The 1,640-nt window shown below is 37.2% G+C and carries 1 protein-coding gene and 1 pseudogene; both read right to left on the bottom strand.

Annotated elements, in window-relative coordinates:
* Positions 1 to 457: 457 nt before the first annotated feature.
* Positions 458 to 1,090 carry a recombinase family protein gene (locus NGM66_RS14190; protein WP_065675006.1) on the bottom strand — a complete coding sequence of 211 codons (633 nt, stop codon included), beginning with the start codon at positions 1,088 to 1,090 and terminating at the stop codon, positions 458 to 460.
* Positions 1,091 to 1,487: 397 nt separating this feature from the next.
* Positions 1,488 to 1,640, bottom strand: a pseudogene (locus NGM66_RS14185) (recombinase family protein); the annotation flags it as partial.

The following is a 1,640-nucleotide window of genomic DNA, read 5'->3' as shown; positions in this document are numbered from 1 at the left end:
TAACTATCATAAGGGAGAGGCTTTCCCTTTTCAATTGCTTATTTTTCTATTTACACATAATTATTTAAACACTCAAAAAATCTACACTGCTATCTTTAATTATCAATATAATAAGTAACATCGCAGTAGATAAGACGACAAGTGTGGTACGTAACCACGGTACTGTTGTCACATGATTGTTTTCTTTGAAACACGGATTCCTACGCTCAAAAAGTTTTAATAGCGTACTAAAAATTATTAAAACGATGACCGCATAAATCATTATTATTAACCATGAATGAATAATCTCAATCGGAAACAAAATAAAAGCAATGATTAGGTATTGAAAAAGCGTGTAGTTTCCATAATTAATATCAATCATCTCGTTTATCTCCCTTTCAATTTTAACTACAATTAGATATTGGCAAATGTTTAATGTTCGATATTCAGTTAAAATCAACGAATCCCGGTTAACCTTTTATTCGAGAACTTCTTCATTCAACCGATTCTTGATATTAATGACAGTCTGAACCGAGACGCCGGTTTCAGCCGCAATTGCTCGGTAGCTAATTGGGGCACCGGTTGCTTTATTTCTTAACTGCTCAACGATTCGATGATAAATAAACCGTTTCTGCGGATTAGGCGAGTCCTCGGCGTATACCGGCCGAGTTCCGCGGTATTTCCCATTAACCTTAGCAATTTCAATTCCTTGACGCTGGCGCTCACGAATTTTCTTCCGCTCCGTCTGGGCCATATAAGCTAGCAGCTTGGTTAGCATATCGAACATAAATTTGTCCATATCTGAATCACCAGTTTGCATTGAAAGAAACGGGGCATCTAAGACTTCCATTTTAACCTGTTTATCTCTAATCTGTTTGATTATATCACTGGCATCGTCATAGTTTCGACTAAGCCGATCCAATGAGGCCACCACTAATGTATCTCCTTGCCGCACATAAGCAATCGCCGCCTGTAATTCTGGTCGGTTCTGGGTCGATTTGCCCGATTGTTTTTCTTCAAAGATTTTCTCACATCTGGCCACTTTCAAGGCTTCAATTTGGCGGGCCAAATTTTGATCAGTTGAACTAACTCGCGCATAACCAACTTTCATCAATAACTCTCCTTTCAGAGGATCAGTCTCCCCCACCCTACTGCATTCTGTTTAGACACTCTAATTAGACAGTTTGACAAAAACAAAGAACTGCTTGTTATCCCAAGCAGAATCTAAGCTTTTCTTCATAAGTTGATTATACTGCTTTTTGTCCATTTAGGGTACACTTAAATTGAACAGTTTATTTTGAATTAATTTGTTGATATCAATCCTGGAAAAGCAGAATTTTGCACTTATTTCAAGATGCTCCTATGTCAATAAATGGCACATCTTTTTCTAAACACTCGTTCTAATTCTGTCGGAATTAAACCAACTGATGTAATTTGAGGTTCGGATTACCAAGTCCTCAAAATTGGAAATAATTTAAAATATCCTTTTTCATGATCTTTCACCTGTCTTAGATTTTAGAAGTATCACTTGGTTTCTCAATTAACTTAAACCGTCGCTGCTGCGTGCGTTTACTAATCCCCGTTTTTCGTTCAATCATCTTGTAGGTCATGCCTTGTTTTCGCAGCTCATAAGCAAATCTGATTTGTTCATCAGAATACGT

Origin of the sequence: Levilactobacillus yiduensis, from assembly GCF_024718525.1 — a bacterium.
Lineage (GTDB): Bacteria > Bacillota > Bacilli > Lactobacillales > Lactobacillaceae > Levilactobacillus > Levilactobacillus yiduensis.
The sequence above is the reverse complement of the archived record's forward strand: the minus strand, read 5'-3'. Positions and strand labels throughout refer to the sequence as shown.

Bases quoted from the DNA above. Each gene is read 5' to 3' on its own strand.
- NGM66_RS14190 (WP_065675006.1), bottom strand. From the start codon at position 1,090: ATGAAAGTTGGTTATGCGCGAGTTAGTTCAACTGATCAAAATTTGGCC.